Below are 21,770 nucleotides of genomic sequence, written 5' to 3'. Positions count from 1 at the left end.
GGGGGGTTACTCTTCAGTTATGTTAGTGTCATTCCATTCGCGTCGATTGATTGTGTAACCAGACATTTTACCTATAAATGGCATTAATAATAAACCATGCAACCAACTAGTCTGTTTAATGCTGGTAAAACCTCTTATGCCAATCTCCATATCAATCTGTCCTTTTCGTGGTTGTTCACGGTAGGTGCCAAATATACGATCCCAGCAACTCAGATTAAAACCAAAGTTACTATTGGTCTCATCATCTTCTACTGAATGATGAACGCGATGCATATCAGGTGTGACAATGAAAAGGCGTAAAAAGTTGTCAATTATTTTAGGTAAACCAACATTGCCGTGATTAAACATAGCCATGCCGTTTAATAAAACTTCAAAAATAATAACAGCTACTACTGCCGGGCCAAGTACTACAATAGTGGCAAGTTTAATTAACATGGAGATTATTATTTCAATTGGGTGAAAGCGTGAACCAGTGGTGACGTCATAATCCAGGTCAGCATGGTGTACACGGTGTAATCGCCATAATGCAGGTACTGCATGCACTAGTATGTGTTGAAGGTAAATAATAAAATCCATAAAAATAATGGCGATAATAATTTCTACTAGAGGATTGAAGTTGTAATAGTTGAAAAATCCCCAGCCATGATTAGTTGCAAAAAGCGCCATACCTGTTGCTGCCATAGGGAAGATAAGGCGTAGAACAAGCGTATTAAGAAAAACCAGAGTTAAATTGTTAAACCAACGAAGCAGTTTTGATATTTTAGGCGCACGACGAGGGGCAAGTAGCTCCCACAGGCCCATTATGACTAACATGCTGCTGAAAACACCGATTCGAATGACGCTCTCATTCTGTATTATAAATTCGTCTAAGGTCATGGTGTCTCCGGTGATATTGTTTTGACGTCTTGCCTTAATGTCTTTGGTGCGGCTATAATGGATTTGCATTTATTCAACTAATCTATTGAATACTAGATTAATGCTATATTTGTAATGAGTCAAGATGAAAAGTTATTTGATGAAAATACATGGAGTAATGAAATGAGCTTTAAACATGATTTGTTTGCGCAGTTTGCCAGAGTCGGAAAGGCGCTGAGCAATGGCAATCGTCTGGAGATACTGGAGTATCTGGCGCAAACAGAGCGAAGTGTTGATGATCTGGCTAAAGTATCAGGTTTGAGTGTCGCCAATACATCTCAGCATTTGCAGCAACTTCGTCAGGTTGGGCTGGTTTGTAGTTCAAAGCGTGGCCTTAAAGTGTATTACCGTATTGCCGGCTCTGATGTGGTTAATCTGCTAAAACTGTTAAGAGGTGTGTCAGAAAGGCATCTGGCTGATGTGGGGCAGTTGGTCAATACCTATCTGACTGTTAAAGATGAGCTGGAACCGGTAGCAAGGGAAGATTTGCTCGACAGGGTAAAGCAGGGGTTGGTGACCGTTATTGATGTTCGGCCTGAAGAAGAATATGCGGCAGGGCATGTGCCAGGTGCTATAAATATTCCACCCGATGAGCTTGAAAAACGATTGCAGGGGATTGATTCAATACAGGAGGTGGTTGCTTATTGTCGTGGCCCGCATTGTGTTTTTTCATTTAATGCCGTTGAGCAGTTACGTGATAAGGGTGTTGATGCTCACCGTCTGGAAGATGGTTTTCCAGAGTGGAAAAGTGCAGGTATGCCAGTTGAACTATCGGAATAAAATAAGCTCAAATTACTGAAATAACTAAAAAAATTAGCTATATTTATTAGAATTAATAAAACCTTACATTTGGGAAGGAAAGAAGTATGAATCTGGTTTTTGTTTATAATGCAGATAGTGGAGTGTTTAATACGCTAACGGATATAGCGCATAAACTGTTTTCACCAGAAACTTATCAATGTAATCTTTGCAATCTGACACATGGTTATTTTCAGGCACGTGAAGAATGGATGACCTTTCTTGATGATCTTGATGCGGACATTGAGTTCTTGCATCGTGATGAGTATGTTCGTTTGTATGGAAAGGATGGCGAGGTGGATGTCGATTTCCCCGCTATTTTTGTAAAAAACCAGGATGAACTAAAACTCTGGATTGATAATAAAGTTATTAATAAAATGTCATCGACCGATGATTTGATGGAAATGATACGAGCTGCTTTATTAAGAAATCAGGCGGGTGTGGATGATGAGGATGATTTTTTAAACATGCCTGTTTAAAATTATGTGACTGATCTGATTGGATTAACGTGTTGTAACCCGATCGGCTTTTCTGCGTTTTACAAGATGGCAATATTTCAAATGAATAACATTAGACCTTTCAAAAATATTACCCCCACAATTGGTGAAAATAGTTACATAGACGAGGCTGCATGTATTATCGGTGATGTGGTCGTCGGACAGGACTGCTCTATATGGCCAATGGTAGCGATTAGAGGGGATGTTAACTATATCCGCATCGGAGACAGAACCAATATACAGGATGGTTCTGTTTTACATGTTACGCATAAGGGACCATTAAGCCCGCAAGGTGGGGCGTTACATATTGGGTCTAATGTAACGGTTGGGCATGGAGCCGTAATACATGCCTGCACTATTGAAGATGAATGTTTAATCGGTATGGGTTCGGTCGTGCTTGATGGTGCCATTATTAAGCAGGGAGCCATGGTAGGTGCAGGTAGTGTGGTATCACCGGGAAAAGAATTAGAGGGCGGATATCTGTATGTAGGTACGCCCGCAAGAAAGGCGCGTGAATTAAAGCAGAAAGAGAAGGATTTTCTGCTTTATTCGGCAGAGCATTATGTCAAATTAAAGAATGAGTATCTTTAAAGGATTTAAATTAAAGTGCAAATAAAACAGGGGTTTATATGAAAATAATTGCAAGTGTAATATTGTCATGTTTGATGTTTATTTCTATTTCCGTGCAATCAGCTGGAATCTCCCGAAGTGTTTTTACTACTGAAATAAAAGATAAAGAACCTGTTTCTGAGCTGAAACAAATACCGTCTGATATAACACGCGTTTATTTTTTTACAGAAATAACAGGCTTAAATGGACATACTATTATTCATCGTTGGGAGTATAATGGCCAGGTTCTGGCGGATGTTAAATTTCAGGTGAATGGTGACCGTTGGCGCACCTGGTCAAGTAAAAACATGCTATCAAGCTGGCTTGGTAAATGGCAGGTATCTGTGCTGGATGAAGGTGGTAACGTTATTGAGCAAAGTGAATTTGAATATGTTGCAGCAGAAACTAAAGAACAGAAAGTGCCAGAATAAAAGTGTATAGATAAGTGTTTATTATTTTAATGAGAGATTTTTAATGAGTGAAAAAACGTTAATGGATTTTGTTAAAGAAGCAAAATCACAAATAACTGAAGTTGAAATAACTGAAGTAGTTGCTTTGTTAGATGATGGTTATCAGGTGCTTGACGTTCGTGAGCCTGCTGAGTATATATCAGGGACTATTGACGGGGCATTCAATGTGCCTCGTGGTTTAATAGAAGCTGCGAGTGATCATCAGTATCCGGGTAAGAACCAGAATATGCAGGATCGCGATAAAAAATGGTTACTTCTGTGTGCAACCTCTGGACGTTCAGCAATGGCAGCATCTGTCATGCAGCAGATGGGTTTTAAAAATGTTAAAAATATTAATGGTGGTATAGCTGCATGGAAACAGGCAGAGATGCATGTCGTTATTCCAGCGCATCACTAAATAGCTGTTATAAGCCATAAGTAAAACAGGCATAGCCTGACTGTTTTTATTTATGGCTTATAATCTCTAAGTCTGTTAATTATTTCTTTGGTCTCAGGTCTTACTCCTCTCCATATATAAAAAGATTCTGCAGCCTGTTCAACTAACATTCCCAGTCCATCTAAAATTATTTCAGCACCCTGTTGCTTTGACCATTGCATAAAAACAGTCGGCTCTTTTGCATACATCATGTCGTATGCGCATGCATGATTAGAAAAAATATTGTCTGGAAGTGGTGGCAGGTCACCGCTTAAACTGGCGGATGTACCATTAATAATTAAATCAAATTGTTCGTTATCTAGTTCATTAAAGCTGCAGGCTGATATATTTCCAAAATTTGAAAAGTCATCTGCCAGTTGTTGTGCTTTTGAAACTGTTCGGTTAGCAATAATCAGGCTTGTGGGTGACTCAAGTAGCAGAGGTTCTAAAACGCCGCGAACGGCACCGCCAGCACCGACAACCAGTATGCGTTTATGTTTTATTGTTTGATTGTGATTTTTAATTAAATCATTAAGTAGTCCCGTGCCGTCTGTAGTATCACCCAGTATTTTATTGTCTTTAAGTGTGAGAGTGTTTACGGCGCCAGCACGTTGTGCGCGGTCACTTAATTCTGTCGCTAATTCAAAAGCATCCAGTTTAAAGGGTACGGTAACATTTAAACCTTTACCGTTGTTTTTAATAAATGACTCTACAAAATTTTTCACCTGACCTATTTCAACTAACTCAGCTGTATAAGTTAGTAGTTGGTTAGTTAGTTTAGCAAATTCTGTGTGTATAAAAGGAGATTTGCTATGGGAAACAGGGTTGCCGATAACGGCGTAACAATCATTAGTCTGTTTTGTCATAATTGAAAATAACTCACACTACTTTTATATTTAACAGTGAGTGTGAGTTTTAACTCGCTATAAGGTGTATGGGAATTTAGTTAAGTGTTCTGCAGCCAGCTAGCTGCATCTTTTGCAAAATAAGTCAGGATGCCATCTGCACCAGCGCGTTTAAAGCACATGAGGGCTTCCAGTACACAGGCCTTTTCATCTAACCAGCCATTTTGAGCAGCGGCTTTTAACATAGCGTATTCACCACTTACCTGATAAGCATATGTTGGTACGCCAAACTCGTCTTTTACGCGGCGCACAATATCAAGGTAGGGCATACCCGGTTTAACCATAACCATATCCGCACCTTCTTCTATATCCAGTGCAACTTCACGAATCGCTTCGTCTGAGTTAGCAGCATCCATTTGATAGGTATATTTATTACCGCCTTTTAAATTTCCTGCGGAACCGACAGCATCTCTAAACGGACCATAAAAGCTGGATGCATATTTAGCTGAATAGGCAAGAATGCGGGTATAGATGTGTCCACTTGATTCAAGTGCTTCGCGAATTTCACCAATGCGCCCATCCATCATATCTGAGGGGCCTACAATATCTGCACCTGCGGCTGCATGGGAAATTGCCTGTTTGCATAATACTTCAGTTGTTTCATCATTTAACACGTAGCCCGTATCATCAATGAGGCCATCCTGCCCATGTGTTGTGAATGGATCCAATGCAACATCAGTCATAATACCTAATTCCGGCTGAGCTGCTTTTAATGCACGAACGGCACGTTGTGCCAGGCCATCCGGGTTATAAGCTTCAGCGGCATCTTCTGATTTTTTTTCTGTTCCTACAACTGGAAACAGGGCAATAACCGGAATGCCCAGATCGACGCATTCTTTAGCTTCTATTAATAACAGGTCTATGCTGAGTCGTTCAACACCGGGCATAGACGGCACGGCTTCACGTTGATTTTCACCCTCTAATACAAATACGGGATAAATAAAATCATTAGCGCTAAGCTGGTTTTCACGCATTAATCGGCGACTAAAGTCATCACGACGCATACGGCGCATGCGTAACCATGGGAAATTGCTGGTATTACTCACTGTAGAATCCTGTTGTTTGCTTTTAGTGTATTCTACCCATCTATATGGGAGAAATCATATGATTAAAAATTTCAAAATAGTTTTTTTTGTTTTTATGGCTTTGTTTGTGAATCTTAATGTGCAGGCAGGGGAAACAAATATCTATAAACAAACAGTTAGTTTATCAATGGAAAAAGTATATAAAGCCGTATATGAATCTCTGGAAGAAGCCAGGTTTTATGTGGTTTTTGAACCATATATAAGCAAAAACATTGAACGTTTTGCCGGGAAATGGGGTGATAGTTATAATCAGAATAAGCTGGAAAGTATTCGTAGTATGGTTTTCTGCAATGGCTGGTATGCTAATAAAGTAAGTAACGTTGATCCGGATATGTTGGCTTTATGCCCATTGCGCCTGAGCTTGTATGAAAAAGCAGGAGAGACAACCGTTGTATTTGCACGGCCGACTGTTATTGGCGAGTTTAGTCAGGCAAAACCGGTATTACAGGAAATTGAAAATAAGGTGATAGAAGCGATTAAATTAGGGCTGAAGAGTGTTAAATGAGAAATGTTAACAATTCGTGATAACTTTTTATGAACCCCCTGTGTATTTTCGGCTCTAATATTTTATGTGTTATTGGTCTATTAGGCTAGTTGCATGAAAATCAGGGTGCCCCAACCAGTATTAACAAGAGGTGCCCGGGCCAATAATGGCGTAATTTTAAAACCCTCTTTTGGAGTAATATCATGAAAAAAATAATCTCAATTGCACTAGCTGCTTTATTTGCTGCTTCTTTATCAATGTCTGTACAGGCAGCTGAAAATCCATTTGGTATGTCTGACATAGATCAGTCATCTAAAGTTTCCATGTCATCTTCGAAATGTGGTGAAGGCAAGTGCGGTGGTGGTGATAAAAAGAAAGATGGAAAATGTGGTGAAGGCAAGTGTGGTGGTGACAAAAAGAAAGAAGGTAAATGTGGCGAAGGTAAATGCGGTGGTAGCTAAACCCTTCATAGCTTAAAGTGAAAAGGCCGGATTTGATCCGGCTTTTTTTATGTCTTTAGTAAGCGCTATCTCCTGTATATAATGCTGAAGAACTCTTACAGGTTGAATGAATGAAAAAGGTTTTCAGTGTTTTTGCCAGTCACCTGGCCCTGCTGACATTTGCAGGTGCAGTAATAGCTTATATCTATCCCCCGATATTCCTTATTTTTAAAGACTATTTTTTATGGTTTTTTGCAGCCACTATGTTTTCACTGGGACTGGTTATTGAGGCCTCTGACTTAAAGGCTGAAATAGTGCAGCCCGGGCGCGTCGCTCTAGGTGTATTGAGCCAGTTTAGCGTAATGCCCGTACTGGTCTGGCTGGTGGCTCAATATCCGGGCTTTAGTCCCGCAATTGCAATTGGATTTATAATCGTGGGTTGTGCACCGGGTGCGATGGCCAGTAATGTGATTGTTTATCTGGCAGGCGGTGCAGTGGCATTTTCAGTAACACTGACCACTGTTGCTACATTAATGTCACCTGTATTGACGCCGTTGCTGGTGAAATATCTGGGCGGTGCAATTATGCCGGTGGAATTCTGGCCATTGACAATCACTATTGTTAAAACTGTTTTATTGCCACTCTTATTTGGGCTGTTGATTCAAAAACGTCTGGGCAAACACTTGCAGACGGCCAGAGATATTGCTCCAGGAGTTGCAGCATTAGCTATTATTATCATATGTAGTTATGCAGTAGCGGCAAACCAGTTACGTATCGCACAGATGGCATTACCTGTTATGGTGGGAGTCGTTGCAGTCAATTTACTCGGTTATCTTATTGGCTGGTGGCTGGCAAAGTTATACGGTTTTGCGCATTTATACAGAATTACCCTGATGATAGAGTTAGGAATGCAAAATGCGGGGATGGGGGTGGCATTGGCGCTTAAACACTTTCCCGCTGAATCGGCACTTCCCGGGGCCTTGTTTGCCGTCTGGTGTATATTAACCGCAGCCATTGCAAGCAGCTGGTTACGCAGGCGCATTGAACTAAATAGACAATTGGCTGGTGAATCACCTTAAGTCATACTATCCTTGAAGTGTGAATAAATTTACAGCGTTATCTGTTTAGTACATTAATAAAAAAAATAATTCTGAAATCAGATATTTGTCTCAACTCATCACCCGAATGAGTGGGTTTTTATAAAGGTTATCCAATAATGGTAGTTGAGAGTGTGAAAGAGCGGATACTTCTCGTTGAAGAATCTGCAACTTTAAGATATATCCTTGTTAAAGCATTACAAAAGCAGGGATATGAGCTTATGGCACTGGAAACCTTTGATGCAGCTTATGATGCTCTGGATAGTCAGGCTAATGTCTTTCAGGCCGTCATTATTGGATGGCCAAACTATGATCAACACAAAGAGGTTGATCGTCTTATTGAGTTACTCGAAGGTACCGAACACTTTGAAGTACCTGCTCTAATACTTTCTCATGATGCAGATATAGATGTGCTCAACTGGATGAGTCGTCGACGTTACACAGCTTTGGTGCCCTGGGAAAATTATCAGGAGTCAGTTGCAACCTTACAAAAATTATTAGGACCAGAGACACCTCAGGAGCACAATCATCCGATAAGCTCTCATGAAAACCCAATTCGCATATTGTTTGTAGATGATTCAGTTAGTATTCGGCACTACTATCAGCGTTTATTAAATAGAAATGGTTACATTACTGAAACTGCGAATTCGGTCGATGAGGCATTCGAGGTTGCGTTGAAGAAGCCTTTTGATCTGGCGATTATTGATTATTTCATGCCTGATCTAAATGGTTATGTTTTGTGTCAAAAATTACGTGATGATGAGCGTACATCAAAAATCAGAACAGCCGTAATCACCGGAACCTATCTGGATGAAGTAATAAAAGATTGCCTTCAAGCTGGTGCGGTTGAATGTATGTTCAAAAATGAGGCTGAAGAATTATTTCTTTCCCGTATTGCATCGATGAGCCGTTTTATAGAAGTACAAAACCATATTGAAGCAGAACGTGAGCGACTTGCAGGTATTCTGGAATCTGTTGGTGAAGGTGTTTATGGTGTTGATAATGACGGGCTGGTGACATTTGTTAATCCGGCTGCATTAAATATAATTGGTAAGCTTGAAACAGATAGTGTTATTGGAAAAAAAGCCAAAGATGCATTTCATTACTTTGTAAAAGATGATGTATTAAATCACGACAGATTATATAGAGCTTATGGTAATAGCATTGAGTTGCGTTGTTGGGAAACCGCATTTAAGCATGAGTCAGGAAAACCTGTTCCGGTTGAATGTACTGTTTATCCATTAAATATTCATGGTAGACAGGAAGGTTCAGTTATTGCATTTCGTGATATTTCAGAACGTAAGATGTTAGAAGAAAAGCTACACTGGCAGGCAACACATGATCACTTAACTAAACTTTGTAATCGTCGTTATTTTGAAGATCAATTAGATTCTGAAGTAAGTCGTGTACATTCTGGTGAAGATATGAGTGCGCTTGTTTATCTTGATCTGGATCGTTTCAAGTATCTGAATGATACAGCCGGTCATGATGCTGGTGATAAGTTATTAATAGAAATTTCAAAACTTTTATCAGATAAATTACGAGCAAAAGATACACTTGCACGATTAGGTGGAGATGAATTTGCTATTATTCTTAAAGGTGTTGATGAAGAAAGTGCCGTTATAGTAACGGAAACTTTCCGCAAGGTTCTGGAAAAATTTAATTTCACGTACGGCGGTGAAAATTATAATATTTATGGAAGTTTTGGTGTTGCTATGATGGATATAGCAGATATGACATCAGGTGATGTACTGGCAAATGCAGACATTGCTTGTCACATTGCAAAACGAAGTGGTCGAAATCAATCCCATTTATATGAACAAAGCAGTGATGAAAAGAATGTAATGGGTAGTGAGTTAGGCTGGTCGCAACGCTTGCGTGATGCCATGGATAATAATAAATTTCTATTGCACTTTCAGCCTATACTCGATTTAGGTCTGGTGGATCTAAATCATCTGCCCGCAGAAGATGGTGCGGTATGGAAGCATTATACAAATAATAAAGATAACCAGTTGCACTATGAATTATTATTGAGAATGCAGGGAGACAATGGGGATTTATACTATCCGGATGCATTTATACCGACGGCAGAGCGTTTTAATTTAATGTGCGATGTTGATATGTGGGTGTTAAATAAAGCACTTGGAATACTTTCAGAAGTTCAGAAAAAAAGATCAAACGTATCATTTTCAATTAACCTGTCAGGTCATACATTGAATGCAGATGATAGTTTAAATAAGATTAAAGCATTATTGAAAAATCATGATGTAGATCCACAAGCCTTAATTTTTGAAGTGACTGAAACTTGTGCAATTGCAAACTTTGAATCTGCCAGTCAATTTATAGATGAAATGAAGTGGTTGGGTTGCCGTTTTTCTCTGGATGATTTCGGCTCAGGTTTTTGTTCTTTTTCACAGTTAAAATGCTTACCAGCTGACTTTGTAAAAATTGACGGGCAATTTGTAAAAGGTATGGCTAGAGGGTCTATTGATAGAGCGATTGTTACGGCTATGAATGATGTGGCTCATTCACTTGGGCGTTATACCGTTGCAGAATATGTGGAAAGTCCGGAGATTTTACGACTGCTTAAAATTTGTGGCGTTGATCATGTGCAGGGTAATTATGTTTCTATACCTCGCCCTCATCTCGGAATTGCCGGTGTTTAATAAAAACAATCTCCTAAGGTCAGAAGCCTTACTTGAAGGGTTCTGACCTATAGTTAGCTTAAATTTTTATTCTTTAATAATTTCTACTTTTTCAATAATTACGTCTGATTGAGGAACGTCACTAGGGAATATTCCTTTTGCACCTGTTTTTGAGTTCTCTATAATATCAACAACGTCCATTCCCTTAGTTACTTTACCAAAGACGGTGTAGCCCCAGCCACGCATGCTTTTAGCAGTATGATTTAAAGGTCTGTTATTGGCTGTATTAATAAAAAACTGAGCAGTTGCTGAGTGAGGCATATTAGTTCTGGCCATTGCTATGGTGCCGCGATCGTTTTTTAGACCGTTGAATGCTTCATTAGAAATAGGCTTGTTTGATTGTTTGCGCTCTAAATCTTTATCAAAACCACCGCCTTGAATCATAAAGCCTTTTATTACACGGTGAAAAACTGTGCCGCTATAATAATCACTTTTTACATACTGCATAAAGTTTTTCACAGATTCTGGCGCTTTCTCCTGGTTTAGTTCAATTTCAATATTGCCCTTATTAGTTACAAGACGAACTTGAGGATTGTTGCTGGCATAAGTAGTTAAAGATAATGTTAAAAGAGAGAGCGTAATTAGTAATTTGTTAAACATTTTATAGGCCTTTTTCTGGTTTTTAATTTATATTTCAGCGGGTTCGATTATTTTCATAAACAGGTTAATAACTTCATCAACTAAAGTTGTTATAGGTGTGTCCTGAAAACGATCGGTTTGTTGCATGCATTTTTGTAACAAAACTTCCCGTATAATTCCCTGATATATTAATGCGGCAGCTTCTGCATTAATGGTTTTTATTTTTTTCTGAGACTGTAGTTCTGTTAGGTTGTACTCAATGTAATCGGTGAAACTTTTCCACCTATTTAAAAAAAATTCCTGACTTGCTTCTGATCCTTCAAGCTGAGAGTGCATTTCCATTTTGAGCATATCAGGATGATTCATAATGCTTGAAACAAAAACCGTAGTCATGCCTCTTAATACCTGTTCAAAACTGGTGTCATCAGCTACAACAGCTTCAACGTATGATTCGCGTGTTGCTGAAAACTCGTAAAGTACAGCTTCGTAAAGTTCATCTTTTGATTCAAAATGTCGGTAAAGAATAGCAGGGCTGACTCCAACTTCTTTAACAATTTCATCGATAGAAACACCGTGGAAACCGGTTTTTGCGAATAGGCGTTTTGCAACTTTAATAATAGAAGCGCGACGCTCTTCTGCTGAAAGTCGTTTAGCCAAGTTATGAGGTCTTCATTTTTTAGAGGTAAATAAAAAAGGCACCAGTAATAACTGGTGCCTTTTCAGATTAAATGCCTGTTAAGACTTTTTAATCATGAATTCAAAAGCACCAGCTACTTCAGCACTAGACATTAATTCATTGCCAGTCTGATTGCAGAATGCTTCAAAATCTTTTACTGAACCTGGGTCAGTAGCAACAATTTTTAGTACCTGTCCTGCATTTAAAGCAGAGATTGCTTTCTTTGCGCGTAGGATAGGAAGTGGGCAGTTAAGGCCTTTTGCATCTAATTCAGCGTCGAAACTCATGGGGTTTCTCCTTATAAATTTGTGTTACAGATTAAAATATATCGATCAAGTTAGTGATCGTTCACTTACAATACGGTTTGCAGCAGTGAAAGTCAATAATAAATAGACGAATGTGAATAAATAATCGCTTTATATGGACAAGTTGTTAAATTGCATTAAAATCAATATGTTATGAATTTAAAGACGTCGAATAAACAACGATATTGTCCATGTGGTAGTAAAAAAAACGCTACAGAGTGCTGTTTGGTGTTTATCGATAAAATACAAATAGCACCAACTGCCGAATTATTAATGCGTTCCCGTTATACGGCTTATGCACTAGAAAAGAGTGCGTATATTCTGGATACATGGCATAACAGTACTCGACCACAGTCCATGGAACTGGATAGTTCCGTGGAGTGGACAGGACTTACTGTTCTCAACTGTGATATGGAAAAAGCTGACGTGGCTTATGTTGAGTTTATTGCCCGTTTTAATAATTCGGGTACAGTAGGTGAAATGCACGAACGTAGTCGGTTTTTCCTTGAAGGTAACTGCTGGTTTTATGTGGATGGAGAGCAGTTTGCTACCGATAATCAGGTCAAACGGAAACAAACTGGGCGTAATGAGCCATGTTATTGTGGTAGTGGTAAAAAATTTAAGAAGTGCTGTGGCGCAAACAGTTGATTACGATAATTACCTAAGCCAATAACATTACATTGCCGTTGTTATCTACTTCTACTTCAGCGCTAGTCAGGCCTTCACCGTTACATGGTCCACCCATGCAGTCTCCGTTCTTGATATTGAATAATGCACCGTGAACTGAACACTGTATATGGTTTTTTTCATTATCAAGGAAATCATCTTCCTGCCACTCAAGATTGATACCTGCATGTGGGCATTGATTTTCGTAAGCGTAAATTTGCCCTTCTTTTTTTATAATAAATAAAAGTCGTTCTTTTCGGCCCTGTTTTAAATTAAAGCCTTTAGCTCCCGGGTCGTTTATTTCGTCAATATGACATAATTGTTCAAGCATGGTGTTTCCTGAAGTAGTGTATTAATGATCAGCTGGGATTATAAGGTGATCAAAACCAGATTGCATACATTTATTAGCCGCAAGTCTACAGGCAAATTTCAGGGTTTGTGAAAGGCTTTTTTGTTTAATGAGAGAATATATAATGCCGGCGTTAAATGTATCTCCTGCGCCGAGAGTTTCTATCGTTTTATCAAGTGGAAAAGCGTCCTGATGTATGATCGATGAGTTCGCGTATGCCCATGCCCCCTGTTTGCCCCAGGTGCATGTAATTGTTTTATCACTGTATCGTTGGGAATAATGTTTAATACAATCATAAGCGTTGTCAAAACCCTGAGACTCTGCAAAGGGTTTTGAGATAAGTAAAAGATCAGCAAAAGGTATGATTGTTTCAATAGCTTTGCGATTTTTTTCAAGCTCAATAGATATAGGTAATTTAAATGTCTGAGCGTACTGGAGCATTTTCAGCTGTTGTTTACAGTCTCGTGACTCAAAGTGTAACCAGTTATATTGAGATAGGTTGAGCTTAATGTAATAAGAGGCCTGAAGTTCAGTTAAATCGCGATAATGGATGATGCTACGTGAGCCGTTATGGGAGTTTAGAGTAATATAGGAAGTGGGTGTTGAGCTATTATTATGTACGGGGCAAAGATCCGTATTTATTTTTCGTTCATTGAGTTGTGAAAATACCTGTTTAGCATTGCTGTCATCTGCACGGCTTGCTATTAAGTGTGCATTTACTCCGAGTTGTTGTAATACAATTGAGCTGTTAGCAGCATTTCCACCGATGCGTAACGTTTGAGTCAGTGCCCTGACTTCACTATCTTCTTCCGGGTAATGATCTAGCTGGTTAATAATATCAAGTGTGGCAATACCGTTGAGAAGAATGTTAGTCATTATGGTATGTTAGATAATCGTAAAGCTTAAATCATACAGTGCAGTAGTGTTAATGTTAATGGATTTAATATTAGTTAAGCAGGCCTGAGGTAAGAGAAAGATGTGTATTCTGGAAATATAATATTTAATCTGTAAAGATATTAACGTATATAAGAGTTGAGAATAATTAATGGATACGAAATTAATAGTTGCCGGGTTAACAGTTTTATTATTGTTGATAGTTCTGTTGTGGTGGTTAGCGAGTCAGTTACGTCTGGCTAAAGCTCAGTTCCAGCAATTAATTATTGAAAAAACATCTGAAGCTCAACAACTACAACTCGTTCAGATATCAGAAATGCAGGCAAAATTGCTGGAAAGCACTAATGATCTGCAAAACAAGCAGGAAAGAAGGATAAGTGAGTTAAGTGGTGAGTTATCTACAAAGTTAAATAATAGTAATGAGCTATTACAGCAGGGCTTGAATAAACACCGTGAGAGTTTCGATGCAAGGCAACTGGATAGTTTAAAAGTTCAACAGGAAAATTTAACTCAGGGTATGGGGGAAGTTCGAAAGCAGGTAACGGAAGCATTGGTGAATAATGGTAATGAGTTGGGTAAAAAAGTAGATGCTTTAACGCGCTCAACGGATGAGCGCTTAAAAGAAATTTCGGGTCAGGTGGATAAACGTTTGAATGAAGGTTTTGAAAAAACCACGGCAACTTTTACTGATGTTGTAAAACGTCTGGCACAGATAGATGAGGCGCAGAAAAAAATAACTGAGTTATCAGGTAATGTAGTGAGCTTGCAGGAGGTTCTTGCTGATAAAAGATCAAGAGGTGCTTTTGGCGAGGTGCAGTTAAACTCGTTGGTACGTAATGTGATGCCTGAGAATAGCTTTGCGTTTCAGCATACATTGAGTAATAACACCCGTGTCGATTGTATGTTGTTTTTGCCTGAGCCAAGTGGAAGTATCGGTATAGATTCCAAGTTTCCACTTGAATCTTTTAGAAAAATGACAGATATAGAATGTTCTGAAGCTGATAGAACCTTGGCCGAGAAACAGTTTAAGAAAGATATTAAAAAACATATTAATGATATTGCTGGAAAATATATTATAAGTGGAGAAACATCTGATGGAGCGGTTATGTTTATACCTGCTGAAGCAGTGTTTGCAGAAATACATGCACATCATTATGAGTTAGTAGAAGAAGCGCAGCGAGCCAGAGTATGGCTGGTTTCTCCAACTACACTAATGGCGGTGTTAACAACTGCCAGAGCTGTATTGAAAGACTCTGCGACTCGAAAACAGGTACATTTAATACAGGATCATCTGGTCGCTTTATCTAAAGATTTTTCACGTTTCCAGACAAGAATGGATAATCTATCTAAACATATAGAGCAGGCTAATAAGGATGTTAGTGATGTAAATACATCGGCTCGAAAAATAAGCTCACGATTTGAAAAAATTGAAAAAGTAGAATTGATGGATGAAAATTCTGAACAGATGTTAACGCATCATTCACAAAATACGACAGAAGAAAAAACCTAGAAATATAATTGATAATATTCAGGTGCATGTGATGAAGGCAGGTGCGAGAGCCCGAACAGGCATGGTGTAAGTATGAGATAGACTTGTATGCTCAGTCTAAACTATTTTAAGCAAAGCCCCTTTTTAGTGCCTATACTTGTGTGTTCAAGCCTGTATAAACAGGATGAGGTCTTTAATCTAAAGGGTCATATTTAGGCTCCAGGAATTCATCAGAGGTTGTTGTATGGAAAACCAAAGTATGCAAGAGCGTAGAGATGCATTGCGTTTCGAGTTAAAAGAAGCGCTTGATATGAAAATTGTTTTCTCTTCAGAAAACCCCGGGTTACTGGGAAAAACATTATGTGGTTCAACTATTGATGTGTCGGCAACAGGCTTGCGCATTGAATTAAACCAGCAAATTAAAATAGATAGTGTTCTAGATGTATGGGTTACTTTGAAAGAGACTAAAAAGAAATATTTTCTCACTGGTAATGTCCGCTGGTGTAAAGAAATGGACGTTGGGGGGTATTTTCAAATTGGGGTTGTTTTACGTGAGCGTTCAGACACTGTAACAGACCTGGATGGTTGGCAGGTCGCCTTTAAGAGTAACTAATGGCAAAATCGTGCCAATTTTGTAAAACTATTGGCAGTCCGCAATTTTTGATTGTCGCACTGATTTTGTTTATTATTTATTTTGCTCTATGGGGCAATTAAAGAATGCTTTCAGCTTACAGGGATCCAGGTATATTATGCTACTCTCACGAAATATAAAATATTCGGGTTAGGGGAAACAGAGTATGTCAGAGCAATATCCGATTATTGCTGTTACCGGCGCCAGTGGTGCTGGAACAACGGTCGTTCAACAGGCTTTTAAAGAAATATTTTTCAGACAGAAAATTAATGCTGCTTTTATTCAGGGTGACGGTTTTTTACGTTATAACGATGTTGAAAGTGAAAAACATATATCCCGCTCACTCGCAGATGGGAGGCATATCAGTTGTTATGGCCCTGATTTAAACGATTTTTCTAAACTGCAGGATTGTTTTAGTCGTTACTCAAAAACCGGGCGTTGTGATATGCGTTTTAAAGTAACAGAAGAAAATCAGCATCTTTATAATGCATCCGTAGGTGAATTTACTGAATGGCAGCAAAGCCCGGCAGACGCTGATTGTCTCTTTTATGAAGGTATGCATGGTGGTGTGGTTGCAGAAACCTGGACAAGACGAAAGTCAGAGAATACCGATGCGGTCATAAGAGATCGACGTAGTGCAAATACAAATGGCGTGAACGCGGCACAATATGTTGACCTGTTAATAGGAGTGGCACCGGCCATTAATCTTGAGTGGATTCAACGTATAAACCATGATCGGAGAAATCATAATCAATCTGCAGAACAGGTGACGGTGAATATTCTGGAACAGCTTCAGGATTATATTCACTTTATTGTGCCGCAATTTTCTATTGCAGATATCAATTTTCAACGTATGCCAGTAGTGGATACGTCCAATCCGTTTGACTTACAGCCTGTGCCGACAGAAAAAGAAAGTATCGTGGTGGTTAGCTTCAAAGACCCGTCTAAATACGATGTTGATAACTACCTGAATCGTATTGATGGTTCATTTTTATCTAGAAGGAGAAGTCTGGTGATTCCAGGCGGGCAGATGCAGCATGCGCTGGATATTATTTGTGCACCATTAATAGAGGCTTTAATTAATTCTAATAAATAGCAATATTGCTCTATTACTGAGTGCTTTTACCTATACGAACCTCATCATAACGCCCGGCGTTACCTGTAAGTGAAACATCGTCATTTTCTTCGGCATTTCTACGTTTCGTTTCTTTAGATGAGAAGAAATCATCAATAATAGATTTGCCTTTATTGGGTTTTACCATTTCCTGTTTTTCATAGGAGCTTATGCTTTCTACCGCAGGCCGATTGAAAACATAAATAATGCCGATGATTGTTATCGCAGCGAATATAGCCACTTTTACAAGTAATGAAATTGATTTAGTCATATCTAATTATAAACCTGAATTATGCCGTTGTATTAATATGTTTACCCTTGGTTTCGCTTAAGCCGATAGTGTCTGCTGTTTCCTGTTTATTGGACAGGAGTTTTCGACGATGTATCCCCCGTAGTCGTCTATCAAAGAGAACTTTAATTTTTTTTTGTCGACGATCAAGGTTCTGACGGCGTTCAAGACGACGTTTAATGGCAGGTGTTTTATCATTCGTAGACTTACTGGCAATAACTTTGTTTGTTCGTCTAGGTAATGATGAGCCTGATATTCTATTTTGATTGATTAATGGAATATTCGACATAATAGTGACTAATATTGTTCTCCCTGTCTTATTTATCGACACAAACCTGCCATTCTTGAGTGCCCCGTCCATGGAGTCACTCACAGAGTCTCTATTTGGCTCTAGGCATTATATGTAATGTTCGAGGCCGAAGGCTTTTCCAGTTTATGGTTCAGGAAGCGATAAGTGCCGCCTGAGTTAAATTTAATGACACTAAATCCGTATTCGCTTACCTGATCAACAGTTACTTCCTGGCCTGTGCTTATAATGCGAACGCGGTCACCAATGCTTATAGTTTTTTTATTATTCATTTTTATTTCTCCAAAAATCACGAATGAGAACGCAAGTTCAGTAACTTACAATCTAAAGTTAGACTAGTTTATTAGGTAATGCAAGTAACTTCATGTTATTTAAATGAAAATAAGAATTTAATTGATGAAAGGTGAAAATAAAGCGGAATTATATTCTGGTATTGGTAAAAAATGAGTTAATCATGACTTAAAACTTAGACTAGTTTCTTAGGTAATTCAAGTATCTTTATGTTTTATATATGAAAAATAAGATTTAGCTTGGGCCGTTTGTTGACTTAATCTGAGTTTGAACGGTTGGTAATGTTTTGGCAGGTGTATTGGCGGTGTCTGTAATCGCGGTGGCAGGAATGACAGGAGTAGATGGGTTTCTGGCAGGAACGGGCGGCATACGATGGCTTAGACGGGTGACCTGTCTATCCATGCGATGTTCATAAATAGCCATATAAGCCAGAACATTACTGACATATTCACGGGTTTCCGTAAATGGAATAGTTTCGATCCAGCGAATAGCATCCATTGTATGGCGCTCTGGTAACCATTTTTCAACACGATGGGGGCCGGCATTGTATGCTGCCGTTGCGAGTACCTGTTGGCTATCCAGTTTGTTTAACATGCGTTCAAGGTAACCGGTGCCAAGACTTATATTCGTGTTACTGGCTAGTAAGCTATTTTTTCCTCGATAACGTATTTTAAATTGTCTTGCGACCTGTCGAGCCGTATTGGGCATTAGTTGCATTAACCCCATAGCGCCCACTGAGGATCGAGCGTCAGACATAAAAGCGCTTTCACGTCGAATGATGGCATAAGTCCATGCAGGGTCGATACGTCGCTGGGTTGACCAGTTTAAGACTTTGTTGTCCAGATGGAGAGGGAAGCGTAACTCTATATCATCACGATACCGGGTCTTGCCCATCGTTATAATCGCTCTATCATGCCAGTTCCAGGCCTGAGCAATTTTTGATGCAGCAAGCCTTTGCTCATTATTAATGTGCTTGATCAGCTTGTGCCATTCTCGTCTGGCTGGAAGAATCTCACCCATAAAATAAAATTCACGCGCCCGTAATGCTTCGGGTTGCTGAAATACTATATTCATCGCTTCTGCAGAAGGTTCAACAGGCGTATCTTCGAAGGAATAGGGTCTGTTAAGATGGTCGGCAGCAAGAAATCCATAATAGCTACGTTTATTCGCTAAATATTGATAGATACCAGTTGCATCATCTGTATTACCTATTTGTTCATTGGCATAAGCCCACCAGTACTGCCATCGATAATCTGCCTGTTTATCAAGCTCAAGTTTGTCGATGCTACTGAGAACAAGATTCCAGTCACCCTGACGTATAGCGGTGCGAATGCGCCATTCTTTTACCTGTTTGTCAGCATAACTTTCGGGAATACGAGCTAGCCATAAACTGGCGTCGGGCATATGTGCACGAGCAAGACGTAAGCCAAAGTGGCGTGTTAATTCTGCATTTTGCTGTTTGGTAAATGATGCCTGCTTGATCTGGTGATAGACATTCATTGCCAGAGTAATATCTTTATAACTTAGGCGCTTTATGCCGTGCTGTAATATAGCTGACTTATCCGGATGTTGAATATTAAGCATTTCCGGGCTGGTAACCAGTTGTGGTTTTTTATGAATTTTTAACCACTTTCGGGCTATGGCTGCGTCTTTGGCTGGCATAGATTTAACCAGAAAACGGGCAAGACGGTAATTGTTAACGGACATAGTCAGTTTAAAGCGCTGCCAGATGATTTCGGGTGTTTTGTTACCAGCTGATTGCCATTTATCGAAAACCGCATCACAGGCTTTAGGGAGTGAGCTGGAAGAAAGCCAGAGATTTTCAATTTTGGGGTAAGCAATAGCCTGCTGATTTGTATGAAGCAGAGCATTAAAGTAATGACATTGTGCGCTGACGCCATAACCTGGCTGGTAAATATCTATCAGCCTTTTCCAGTTGTGTGATCTGGCGGAGTGTTTGATTAGTTTGCTACGAAAGCGGTTGCCAATGACAGTTTCTTCGTTTGCCTGTAAAAAATGATGAATTTGTGCGTTAGTTAGTTTTGATGGTTTAAACATCAATGCTTTATATTCAAGATAAGGCTGTAGAGGGTAGTCATTTAACTGAGCCGACAATTTTCTAAACTGATGGTAACGTTGCTTTTTATACGCATTTTGAGCTTGTTGATATAGCTCGCGCTGATGAGCAAGCTCCAGGCTTTGTTGGGCTGTCTGACTGGATGTCAGGTTAAGCAGGTCAATATTTACAGATGCATAACTTGTAGCAAACAGGCCCGGTAGCACCAGTAAAGGCAGCCACAGACTAGAACGAATCACGGACAGTAAAGCAGGTGCTTGTCGTCGTTGTTCTTGCATTAAACCTGTTTCATTAAGGATGAGATAAATTAAGCGTTATCAATAGTTTAGTTAGTTTATTTAAAATTGGCGTGAATATGTTCACAAAAAAGTCCTAAACCGATGAAAGGTAGAGGTATCTGTTAATGATTAGTTTTTATTTTATGGTGCTCAAGTCATCGTTTAGGTCGGACAAAATATTTACGTTTATATTCGGTGGCTAAACCAACCGCTATTTTTTTATCTTCAGCGGTTAGTTTTTTATATAAGCTGTTTTTTGTTTTGCGTGCATCTTTAACATTGGTAGCAGCCGCTACATAAAACCAGGCATAGGCGGTGGCTGAATCGGGTGCTACACCCCTTCCCGTGTAATATGCAACACCCAGATCCATTTGAGCCTTGCCGTGCCCTTTCTCGGCTGCTTTGTGAAAGTGCTGTACGCCTTTTTTAAAGTCCTGAGGCACACTGTAGCCCTGTACATATGCTCTGCCCATATTGTAATGAGCAGATGGGTTGTCCTGTTTGGCTGCTTTTTTATACCAGCTAATGGCTTTTTTAATATCTTTATTTGTGCCAACGCCTTTTTCGAGCATTTCGCCTAGCTGGTTTTGAGCAATTGAATTACCCTGTTTTGCGGCTTTTTTATACCAGTTAAGCGCTTTGTTTTTATCTTTTTTAACAATATCGCTATCCAGATAAAGTTTTGCCAGATTTATTTGTGCATTGCTGTTTCCAGATAGAGCTGCTTTTTCAAACCATTTTTTAGCCTGTTTCGGTTTTTTCTTAACACCATCTCCATTTAGGTACATTTCAGCAAGTTTGTTCTGGGCTTCTGTGTGGTCTTGTTTAGCGGCTTTTTTATACCAGTATGCGGCTTTTCCGGCAGATTTAGGCACACCATCACCAAAGTAATAAAGCCTGGCCAGTATGTATTGAGCCTGTTTGTCTTTTTGGCGAGCAGCTTTTAAAAACCAGTTGGCTGATGTATTAAAGTTGCGTTTAACACCAACGCCTTTGAGGTACATCTGGCCAATGAGTGTTTGTGCTTCTATGTGGTTCTGTTTAGCGGCTTTAATAATCCATTCTGCAGCTTCGCTTGGGTCTTTTCTTTGTCCTTTCTGATCGAGGTACATCTTACCAACACTGAACTGAGCTTTTGGATTACCTTTTTCAGCGAGCGGAAACCACAGCATTAAAGCTGTCGCAAAATCATCTTTTTTGTAAGCCGTTATACCTTTTTCATAATCGGTTATAGGTTTTACTTTTTTTTTGGCAGTTGATAATGGTTTATCTGCTGCTAAAGACAGTGATGAAAAACTGAAAAGAAGGAGTAATAAAAAGGATCTAAAAAGAACAGAGGTCATAGTCTGGTTAATATTTATTTGTTTAATGTAATCAGAGTATAGAAAAAAATGAACAATAATTC

General features: G+C 39.2%; 26 protein-coding genes. 13 read left to right on the top strand and 13 right to left on the bottom strand.

Translation table 11 applies throughout. The annotated features are described in order from the left end of the window. Positions 1 to 6: 6 nt before the first annotated feature. Positions 7 to 876: a fatty acid hydroxylase gene (locus DIZ80_08970; protein RDH82415.1), complete on the bottom strand. Its 870-nt coding sequence runs from the start codon at positions 874 to 876 to the stop codon at positions 7 to 9. 162 nt (positions 877 to 1,038) lie between these two features. Between DIZ80_08970 and DIZ80_08965 the strand changes: the two genes are divergently transcribed. The 5 genes from DIZ80_08965 to DIZ80_08945 all read left to right on the top strand — a co-directional run bounded on the left by DIZ80_08965 (position 1,039) and on the right by DIZ80_08945 (position 3,686). Beyond that, positions 1,039 to 1,695, top strand: coding sequence for an ArsR family transcriptional regulator (locus DIZ80_08965; GenBank protein RDH83135.1), 657 nt, complete (start codon positions 1,039 to 1,041; stop codon positions 1,693 to 1,695). A gap of 86 nt (positions 1,696 to 1,781) precedes the next feature. Beyond that, positions 1,782 to 2,192 carry a hypothetical protein gene (locus tag DIZ80_08960; protein RDH82414.1) on the top strand — a complete coding sequence of 137 codons (411 nt, stop codon included), beginning with the start codon at positions 1,782 to 1,784 and terminating at the stop codon, positions 2,190 to 2,192. 81 nt (positions 2,193 to 2,273) lie between these two features. Continuing rightward, positions 2,274 to 2,801 (top strand): gamma carbonic anhydrase family protein, encoded by a 528-nt coding sequence (locus tag DIZ80_08955; protein ID RDH83134.1) that lies wholly within the window; start codon positions 2,274 to 2,276, stop codon positions 2,799 to 2,801. Positions 2,802 to 2,839: 38 nt separating this feature from the next. Beyond that, positions 2,840 to 3,250, top strand: coding sequence for a DUF2914 domain-containing protein (locus tag DIZ80_08950; protein RDH82413.1), 411 nt, complete (start codon positions 2,840 to 2,842; stop codon positions 3,248 to 3,250). Between the two features lie 43 nt (positions 3,251 to 3,293). Beyond that, a complete protein-coding gene (locus DIZ80_08945) occupies positions 3,294 to 3,686 on the top strand; it encodes a sulfurtransferase (GenBank protein RDH82412.1) in 393 nt (130 codons plus the stop codon). Between the two features lie 50 nt (positions 3,687 to 3,736). Here DIZ80_08945 and DIZ80_08940 read toward each other — a convergent pair whose 3' ends face one another. Together DIZ80_08940 and DIZ80_08935 are read right to left on the bottom strand one after the other, a co-directional pair. After that, positions 3,737 to 4,570 (bottom strand): shikimate dehydrogenase, encoded by an 834-nt coding sequence (locus DIZ80_08940; GenBank protein RDH82411.1) that lies wholly within the window; start codon positions 4,568 to 4,570, stop codon positions 3,737 to 3,739. 80 nt (positions 4,571 to 4,650) lie between these two features. Next, positions 4,651 to 5,622 (bottom strand): porphobilinogen synthase, encoded by a 972-nt coding sequence (locus tag DIZ80_08935; protein ID RDH82410.1) that lies wholly within the window; start codon positions 5,620 to 5,622, stop codon positions 4,651 to 4,653. On the opposite strand from DIZ80_08935, the gene DIZ80_08930 reads away from it, so the two are divergent. From DIZ80_08930 to DIZ80_08915, 4 genes are all read left to right on the top strand, one after another. Then, positions 5,621 to 6,199, top strand: a complete 579-nt coding sequence (locus DIZ80_08930) for a hypothetical protein (GenBank protein RDH82409.1) — start codon at positions 5,621 to 5,623, stop codon at positions 6,197 to 6,199. The genes DIZ80_08935 and DIZ80_08930 overlap by 2 nt on opposite strands. A 182-nt stretch (positions 6,200 to 6,381) precedes the next feature. Further along, positions 6,382 to 6,639, top strand: coding sequence for a hypothetical protein (locus tag DIZ80_08925; GenBank protein RDH82408.1), 258 nt, complete (start codon positions 6,382 to 6,384; stop codon positions 6,637 to 6,639). A gap of 110 nt (positions 6,640 to 6,749) precedes the next feature. Then, a complete protein-coding gene (locus DIZ80_08920; GenBank protein ID RDH82407.1) occupies positions 6,750 to 7,697 on the top strand; it encodes a bile acid:sodium symporter in 948 nt (315 codons plus the stop codon). A 137-nt stretch (positions 7,698 to 7,834) separates the two neighbouring features. Further along, positions 7,835 to 10,381: a two-component system response regulator gene (locus tag DIZ80_08915; GenBank protein ID RDH82406.1), complete on the top strand. Its 2,547-nt coding sequence runs from the start codon at positions 7,835 to 7,837 to the stop codon at positions 10,379 to 10,381. Positions 10,382 to 10,447: 66 nt separating this feature from the next. Here DIZ80_08915 and DIZ80_08910 read toward each other — a convergent pair whose 3' ends face one another. The 3 genes from DIZ80_08910 to DIZ80_08900 form a co-directional block, all read right to left on the bottom strand. Then, complete coding sequence (locus DIZ80_08910) at positions 10,448 to 11,020, bottom strand: hypothetical protein (GenBank protein ID RDH82405.1); 573 nt, start codon at positions 11,018 to 11,020, stop codon at positions 10,448 to 10,450. A gap of 27 nt (positions 11,021 to 11,047) precedes the next feature. Next, positions 11,048 to 11,656 (bottom strand): hypothetical protein, encoded by a 609-nt coding sequence (locus DIZ80_08905; GenBank protein ID RDH82404.1) that lies wholly within the window; start codon positions 11,654 to 11,656, stop codon positions 11,048 to 11,050. Between the two features lie 78 nt (positions 11,657 to 11,734). Next, positions 11,735 to 11,962: a SirA family protein gene (locus DIZ80_08900; GenBank protein RDH82403.1), complete on the bottom strand. Its 228-nt coding sequence runs from the start codon at positions 11,960 to 11,962 to the stop codon at positions 11,735 to 11,737. Positions 11,963 to 12,133: 171 nt separating this feature from the next. On the opposite strand from DIZ80_08900, the gene DIZ80_08895 reads away from it, so the two are divergent. Further along, positions 12,134 to 12,628: a hypothetical protein gene (locus DIZ80_08895; protein ID RDH82402.1), complete on the top strand. Its 495-nt coding sequence runs from the start codon at positions 12,134 to 12,136 to the stop codon at positions 12,626 to 12,628. A gap of 13 nt (positions 12,629 to 12,641) precedes the next feature. Here the strand turns inward: DIZ80_08895 and DIZ80_08890 are convergent, their stop codons facing one another. Then, entirely contained in the window at positions 12,642 to 12,977 is a 336-nt protein-coding gene (locus tag DIZ80_08890; protein RDH82401.1) for a (2Fe-2S)-binding protein, read from the bottom strand. 21 nt (positions 12,978 to 12,998) lie between these two features. Continuing rightward, on the bottom strand, positions 12,999 to 13,871 hold the full coding sequence (locus DIZ80_08885; protein RDH82400.1) for a ketohexokinase: 873 nt from the start codon (positions 13,869 to 13,871) through the stop codon (positions 12,999 to 13,001). Positions 13,872 to 14,040: 169 nt separating this feature from the next. On the opposite strand from DIZ80_08885, the gene DIZ80_08880 reads away from it, so the two are divergent. From DIZ80_08880 to DIZ80_08870, 3 genes are all read left to right on the top strand, one after another. Further along, entirely contained in the window at positions 14,041 to 15,399 is a 1,359-nt protein-coding gene (locus DIZ80_08880) for a DNA recombination protein RmuC (GenBank protein RDH82399.1), read from the top strand. A 223-nt stretch (positions 15,400 to 15,622) separates the two neighbouring features. Then, positions 15,623 to 15,991 (top strand): hypothetical protein, encoded by a 369-nt coding sequence (locus DIZ80_08875; protein ID RDH82398.1) that lies wholly within the window; start codon positions 15,623 to 15,625, stop codon positions 15,989 to 15,991. Between the two features lie 184 nt (positions 15,992 to 16,175). Further along, positions 16,176 to 17,105 (top strand): phosphoribulokinase, encoded by a 930-nt coding sequence (locus DIZ80_08870; GenBank protein RDH82397.1) that lies wholly within the window; start codon positions 16,176 to 16,178, stop codon positions 17,103 to 17,105. A gap of 13 nt (positions 17,106 to 17,118) precedes the next feature. Here DIZ80_08870 and DIZ80_08865 read toward each other — a convergent pair whose 3' ends face one another. From DIZ80_08865 to DIZ80_08845, 5 genes are all read right to left on the bottom strand, one after another. Beyond that, positions 17,119 to 17,394 carry a hypothetical protein gene (locus DIZ80_08865; protein RDH82396.1) on the bottom strand — a complete coding sequence of 92 codons (276 nt, stop codon included), beginning with the start codon at positions 17,392 to 17,394 and terminating at the stop codon, positions 17,119 to 17,121. Positions 17,395 to 17,413: 19 nt separating this feature from the next. Continuing rightward, positions 17,414 to 17,701, bottom strand: a complete 288-nt coding sequence (locus tag DIZ80_08860) for a hypothetical protein (protein ID RDH82395.1) — start codon at positions 17,699 to 17,701, stop codon at positions 17,414 to 17,416. A 101-nt stretch (positions 17,702 to 17,802) separates the two neighbouring features. Then, a complete protein-coding gene (locus DIZ80_08855) occupies positions 17,803 to 17,991 on the bottom strand; it encodes a hypothetical protein (GenBank protein ID RDH82394.1) in 189 nt (62 codons plus the stop codon). 253 nt (positions 17,992 to 18,244) lie between these two features. After that, positions 18,245 to 20,365 carry a hypothetical protein gene (locus DIZ80_08850; protein ID RDH82393.1) on the bottom strand — a complete coding sequence of 707 codons (2,121 nt, stop codon included), beginning with the start codon at positions 20,363 to 20,365 and terminating at the stop codon, positions 18,245 to 18,247. A gap of 155 nt (positions 20,366 to 20,520) precedes the next feature. Further along, the gene (locus tag DIZ80_08845) at positions 20,521 to 21,708 is read right to left on the bottom strand and encodes a hypothetical protein (GenBank protein RDH82392.1); all 1,188 of its coding nucleotides are present in this window, start codon (positions 21,706 to 21,708) and stop codon (positions 20,521 to 20,523) included. Positions 21,709 to 21,770: the final 62 nt, after the last annotated feature.

The organism is endosymbiont of Galathealinum brachiosum (assembly GCA_003349885.1).
Classification (GTDB): Bacteria; Pseudomonadota; Gammaproteobacteria; order SZUA-229; family SZUA-229; genus SZUA-229.
This window is presented reverse-complemented; position numbering and strand designations above follow the sequence as displayed.